This is a genomic window from Borrelia hispanica CRI, assembly GCF_000500065.1.
Lineage (GTDB): Bacteria > Spirochaetota > Spirochaetia > Borreliales > Borreliaceae > Borrelia > Borrelia hispanica.
This window is the reverse complement of the sequence record NZ_AYOU01000094.1, coordinates 1-5,431: the sequence shown is the minus strand read 5'-3', so window position 1 is coordinate 5,431 and position 5,431 is coordinate 1. Positions and strand designations below refer to the sequence as shown.

The 5,431-nt window shown below is 29.5% G+C and carries 9 protein-coding genes; all 9 read left to right on the top strand.

Annotated elements, in window-relative coordinates:
- Positions 1–19: 19 nt before the first annotated feature.
- Positions 20–403 (top strand): hypothetical protein, encoded by a 384-nt coding sequence (locus tag U880_RS0102690; protein ID WP_024654663.1) that lies wholly within the window; start codon positions 20–22, stop codon positions 401–403.
- Positions 400–936 carry a DUF764 family protein gene (locus tag U880_RS0102685; RefSeq protein ID WP_024654662.1) on the top strand — a complete coding sequence of 179 codons (537 nt, stop codon included), beginning with the start codon at positions 400–402 and terminating at the stop codon, positions 934–936. Before U880_RS0102690 ends, U880_RS0102685 begins: the two co-directional genes overlap by 4 nt.
- Positions 937–2,067: a DUF787 family protein gene (locus U880_RS0102680; protein ID WP_024654661.1), complete on the top strand. Its 1,131-nt coding sequence runs from the start codon at positions 937–939 to the stop codon at positions 2,065–2,067. It begins immediately after the preceding gene.
- Positions 2,060–2,488 carry a DUF1463 family protein gene (locus U880_RS0102675; protein WP_024654660.1) on the top strand — a complete coding sequence of 143 codons (429 nt, stop codon included), beginning with the start codon at positions 2,060–2,062 and terminating at the stop codon, positions 2,486–2,488. Before U880_RS0102680 ends, U880_RS0102675 begins: the two co-directional genes overlap by 8 nt.
- Positions 2,489–2,502: 14 nt before the next feature.
- Positions 2,503–2,925: a DUF1473 family protein gene (locus U880_RS0102670; RefSeq protein ID WP_024654659.1), complete on the top strand. Its 423-nt coding sequence runs from the start codon at positions 2,503–2,505 to the stop codon at positions 2,923–2,925.
- A 5-nt stretch (positions 2,926–2,930) separates the two neighbouring features.
- Positions 2,931–3,170, top strand: a complete 240-nt coding sequence (locus tag U880_RS0102665) for a DUF1322 family protein (RefSeq protein ID WP_024654658.1) — start codon at positions 2,931–2,933, stop codon at positions 3,168–3,170.
- Complete coding sequence (locus U880_RS0102660; protein ID WP_024654657.1) at positions 3,167–4,438, top strand: DUF759 family protein; 1,272 nt, start codon at positions 3,167–3,169, stop codon at positions 4,436–4,438. Before U880_RS0102665 ends, U880_RS0102660 begins: the two co-directional genes overlap by 4 nt.
- Before the next feature lie 10 nt (positions 4,439–4,448).
- Positions 4,449–5,009, top strand: coding sequence for a DUF792 family protein (locus U880_RS0102655; RefSeq protein WP_014683063.1), 561 nt, complete (start codon positions 4,449–4,451; stop codon positions 5,007–5,009).
- A 3-nt stretch (positions 5,010–5,012) separates the two neighbouring features.
- A partial coding sequence (locus tag U880_RS0102650) for a DUF693 family protein (RefSeq protein WP_024654656.1) occupies positions 5,013–5,431 on the top strand: 419 nt, incomplete at its 3' end.

The window sequence follows — 5,431 nt, the reverse complement described above, 5'->3', positions numbered from 1 at the left end:
TTAAAGGGAGTTGGGAGATATGCATGATCAATTTGAGATTGAACTTGAAATTGGTTGGTTTGCAACAAGAGCAGATATAGCACGTATGCATGAATATGGCAGTAGTAATTTGCCTAGTCGTGAACATTTAAACAAAGTGGCAGATTCACCCGAATTTCAACAGTATATCAATACTGATTATATGAACAGAGAGTTTAGCAAAGGAATAGAAGTTGGCATGAAGTCTTTTGGTAAATTGTTCATTGATTTTTACAAGGATTTTGTTGCTTCTGGCAAAGTAAAACCCAAATTAAAGGACAGTACAATTGCTACTAAAAAAGCAAAAGGAAGTAAATCTCCAGAAACACCTTTAATAGATACGGGATTAATGCTTGAGTCAATTGAGGCTAGGGTGAATTCATGATTCTCGATATTGATAAAATACAAAAGTACATAATCATTATCGTGAAAAAGTTTAAAGAGTTAGTATCTGAATTTGATATAGAGATTATCAATACATATAACCATCCATATATGTCTCAACTTACAGTAAAGAAACAAAATGTTTTAGTTATTAAGTTTGATAATGTTGAAGGCCTCTTTACACATAATTCAAGAACGGGTGCATTTTATGATAATGTGAATGAATTTAGTATTTTTTTTATGCTGTATTTTATTAATTTTATTAATAATGAATCTGAAAGAATTACTTATTCTCGAAATATGAAACTTTATGAACTCTTTAGCGATTTTTTACATGATTCACAGTCTCACAAATTTACTATTGATTCTTCTGATGAATACAACATTTTGCTTAACATATTCATTTACAATGTATCCAATCTAAATCAAAGTGGATTTGTGAAACTTAACTCTAATCACAATAACTTAGCATACTGTTCAAGTTGTACGTTTAAGACTAACTTACAAATAATAGAAAAATTAAAGGAGACATAAATGCCACAAGATACTATTAGTGTTAAATTTACTACACCACCAATTAGAGCAAATAAAGTCAATTATTACACTCCATTATTAGTATATAAGACTGATAAAATAAAGATAGAATCTGAATCTAAACATAAATTACTGACCTTAACTAAAAATTCTTATTTAAAACAAATTGAGACTCTTCAAAAAGAAGGTAGCAATGGTGAGGATGAATTTAATGCAGAAAAAGAACACTTAACTAAATCAATTACTGCTATGTTTAGTGTTGGCGACTTCAGTATACCTTCTGCATCATTAATCATTTACAAAGAAACAGAAGGTGCTAAAGAGGTTAAAAAATATCTAAATGAAAATCAAAATTCATTCATAGTTTTAATTAATACTGGTAAAAAAGACAATTTCAAAGGTGGTGATGGACTTGCTGTTTACAAGGATGATTATACTCACTTTAAAGATGATGGTAGATTCTTTGTCTTTGCAACTTTTGAAGAAGAAATAAAAGAACTATTTAAAAATGGTTCAAATTCCAAAAAGGGAATTATTGTTATACACACTCAAGGAGAAGATTATTTACATCTCAAATTTATCTCCAAATACTTAAGTGAAGCTGAAATTAGACATTCAACTAATCCTTATGGTATGCAATTTACTGGAGTACGTATATTAACCGATGCAACTTCAATTTCTAAACTTAGAAACGCTAATATCAACTTTTATTCACATCTTAATGAGACTGGTCTTGATGGTATACCTGCATTTAAAGAAGGTGTAGATCTTTTAGGAAATTCTATTGACGAATACTTCACATATCACTATCTGAAGTACGAGATGATTAAGGAACTTATTAAAGTTTGGCATAAAAATAATAGGCAAAACAGCAAACTTTCAGAGTTGCAACTTAGTGGAGAACGTGACAATGCCTATACTTCAACTATTGAGTGTATGCTAGAACGTTTTATCACAAGAGGACTTATTGTAGCCTATTCTAATCTCAAACTTACATTATCTCCAAATCCAAAACTCAAGCTTATCTTAAGCGTCTCTATCACTTATAACTTCAGTATGAATGGAGTATTACTAAATATTACTACTGAAGATATAGAAGATTTTACAAATAGGAGTGAACTACATGGATAATGCATACCAACTTGAAGATGTCTACTTTTCAGTAAATGGAACTAAAATTATAGGTGGCAAACTAGAACTCTCAAGTGAACCCACAACAAGAGCTACTTTTAGCAATGAAGACAAAGGAGTTCCAGTAGTAAGTTTCCGGGATCCTAGAACTATTGTTTACATATTCAACATAGAAGTTAGTATTGGTAGTTATGAATATGGAATTTTAACTGATCTCTCAAGTGAACAATTTTATACATTGGGTAAAAATAAAAATGAAAAATTCTTAAGTATAGTATTCAATGATAGAATTCAAACCAAAATTATTAGTAACTATGCTGTATTTACAGAAGAACCATCAAGAAGCTATTCGGCTGAATCTGAAAAAGTTACATTCGAAATTAGAGCTATGAATTGCACAAGAACTATACCAAATAAATAAAAGGAGTTATTTATATGATTATGCGTTATAAAATGAATATACTATCTAAAAGTAAAACTTATACATATGATGTAAAAGTACTTCCCATGTACCAGTGGGACTCTATATTAGGATTTTCACAAGATCATGGAATTAATAAACTCGATAATATTGACTACCTTAAAAAAATAACTGATTTAATGATAAAGCCTGACTTCTTAACTGAATTTTACAAGATTTTAGATCAAAATAGAGAGTATGTTGGTATATACAAAGAATATTTAGTAGGAATTCTATATTCAATTCAGTTTAATATTTTTCACCGAGATGAATCTCTTAAAAAACCATCATTAATTTACTTAAGTGAATATGAAGATACTTCTGGTGATTTTAGTAAATTTAATTACATTGATGAACTTTGGAACTATGAATACTTAACTAAAGAAGAAAATGAGTAGCATTTATGAAACAAGAAAACTATGGAGATTTTATCAAAATATTTAATAATACAAAAGATAAATATTCAAAACTTCTTAACGATATTCAACGCAATCAATATTTTTTTCCAGTTATTATGGGTATATGTAGTTTAAATGAAGTTAAGAAGTTGAATTATGAAGAATTAATGGAAGTAAATTCAATATCAGAACTAAAACTTGAAAAACAAGTTTTAGAATTAGCATTAGGTAAAAGTACACTATGAATGACAACAAATTTACCATTAAGTTTAAAGGTGTCCTAGATCATGCTTTAACTAAAAAGTCCTTAGCAAAGGATATATCCATACTTGAAAAGTATCTTAAACCAAAACGTTCACGACTTAATAGCACACAAAAGATATTAAAATACAATCTCAAAGAAAAAAAAACAAAACTTACTGAACTTAATAAATATGAAAAACTCATAAAATTAAAACTTGCAAAAGAAAACAAATATGAAAAATTAAGAGAAAGTGTAGAAAAATTTAGACTTAAAGAAACTAAAAAACTTATGAACAAAGGGATGAGATTTGAAGAAGCAAGGAAATATGCATTCAAAAAGTCATTAATGTCCTCAAAAGACTTGAGAAAATTAGAATATGAATCACTCTCTAAGCAAAAAAATTTACTAAGTAAAAGTAGTAAAAATATACTTCAAATTGCTACGGGTACTGCTATTGGTCAATTAGCAGCAGGAGGTATAAAAGGAGCTTTTTCAGGCACACTTGGCTTTGCAAAACAAGCTCTTGAGGCTGATGCAATAAAAAAAAGACATCAAGCATTTAACTTAAAAGTCTTTGACGAAGACGAATATAATGCTCTAAATAAAAAAATAAGTGACCTGCAAGGATTTGAACGAGAAGCTGATAAGGAATTGTTTTTACGTTCTGCTGCTGTTCTTAAGGGTGATCTCAATGAATTAGGTATTAATACAAAAGAAAATCTAAATTCAGCTGTTATGCTTGCTGCAAGTCTTAAATCTAGTGGTATTAGTGATAATGATGCTATTTCAGAAGTTTCAACACTACTAAAAGGTGAAGGAGGCTCTATTTTTAAAGCTATGAGTGTCTTTAAAGAATTTGGTCATAAATATAGCGAACAAAAACAAATGGAATATGAACGCGTTACATCATTAAATAATGAATTTGATTCACGAATAAACTTAATCAAAGAAATACATAAAGATTTACTATCAACTGGTCTCACAAAAGCTACTTCTTTTAAAGAAGATACTAGTAGTAAAGTTACAAAAATTACTGAAAACCTAAACACACTTACCGTTAATGCACTCAAACCACTACTTGGCATATTAACCAAATTAACAAATTGGTTAGTGGAATTTAGTTTTCAGAAAAGTATTATTGAACCATTAAAATCAGTGTTCAATTTCTCTAAATTAACATCAAGTATTGTACAAGGTTTTAAAGACTGGTGGAACGGCACAGATTCTACTAAAACTGAAACTGACAGTAGCGTAGAAACACCTCATTAGGAGAGTAAATATGAATTCATTTCAAATTACTAACTTGATCAAAGAAATAGTCACACAAACACTTAGTTTGTTCGTACACGATAATTTTATAGTTCTATTCCCAAGAATGGACTTCAAAGGATTAGGATATGTTCCACAATTGTTCTTCATAAAACCTAAAAACGAACTTATAAACATAACTTATAACACTTCATGCTCAAAACGTCCTATTATTAATTACTACACTAGAAAAGCCGAGTATGTAAGTTATAATCCAATACTAAACAGTGAAATTATTAGCCTAAATTCTGGTGTTCTAACCAGTTTCTATAAGGAAATAATTGAAGATCTTCAAGCATCTATTTTTGGCTCTGCAATACTACAATATGACAGTCATTTAGTCAAAGCTCAATTTAGAAATAGAATCGAAGCCGGAGTACCTTTTAGTGCTTTTAGTCCAGCTTTTGGCATAAAAGAAGCAGTAACATTAACTTCTGTCACACTCAAAGACACTCCAAATATTGATGAAGTTGAAGTAAGTCTCACTATGGAAGTTGCCAAAACTTTTACTACTTCAGAAGATAAAGGATAACATATGATAAAATATGACTTCAAAATAGAATTTTATAACTCTCATATTCTTGACAATTCTACAACTGGTGATTCTATTCCAGAAGACAATCCAAAAATTGTTATTGAAACTCATAATGGAATACATGTAGACATATCGATATCAGATTTGTATTCAAGCTATAAATATGTGGCCTCAAAACAAGCCAAATTAACTCTTTGGAACTTACCTTTAGACTTTACAGAATCAATCAAAGAAGGCGACATCGTCAAAATATTTTATAAGAAGTTTTATGACGCCAAACAATATGACTTTATTATGGCTGGATATTTAGGAGTGCCGATGAGCACTGATTATCCCAGTGGCGACTTTAGTGTTGATTTGGAACTTCATTTAGCCTCAAAGAGTAATTTCTTTAATAGAAAACTTGAAAATACTCAATT

Bases quoted from the DNA above. Each gene is read 5' to 3' on its own strand.
- U880_RS0102680 (WP_024654661.1), top strand. From the start codon at position 937: ATGCCACAAGATACTATTAGTGTTAAATTTACTACACCACCAATTAGA.
- U880_RS0102690 (WP_024654663.1), top strand. From the start codon at position 20: ATGCATGATCAATTTGAGATTGAACTTGAAATTGGTTGGTTTGCAACA.
- U880_RS0102660 (WP_024654657.1), top strand. From the start codon at position 3,167: ATGAATGACAACAAATTTACCATTAAGTTTAAAGGTGTCCTAGATCAT.
- U880_RS0102675 (WP_024654660.1), top strand. From the start codon at position 2,060: ATGGATAATGCATACCAACTTGAAGATGTCTACTTTTCAGTAAATGGA.
- U880_RS0102655 (WP_014683063.1), top strand. From the start codon at position 4,449: ATGAATTCATTTCAAATTACTAACTTGATCAAAGAAATAGTCACACAA.
- U880_RS0102670 (WP_024654659.1), top strand. From the start codon at position 2,503: ATGATTATGCGTTATAAAATGAATATACTATCTAAAAGTAAAACTTAT.
- U880_RS0102665 (WP_024654658.1), top strand. From the start codon at position 2,931: ATGAAACAAGAAAACTATGGAGATTTTATCAAAATATTTAATAATACA.
- U880_RS0102685 (WP_024654662.1), top strand. From the start codon at position 400: ATGATTCTCGATATTGATAAAATACAAAAGTACATAATCATTATCGTG.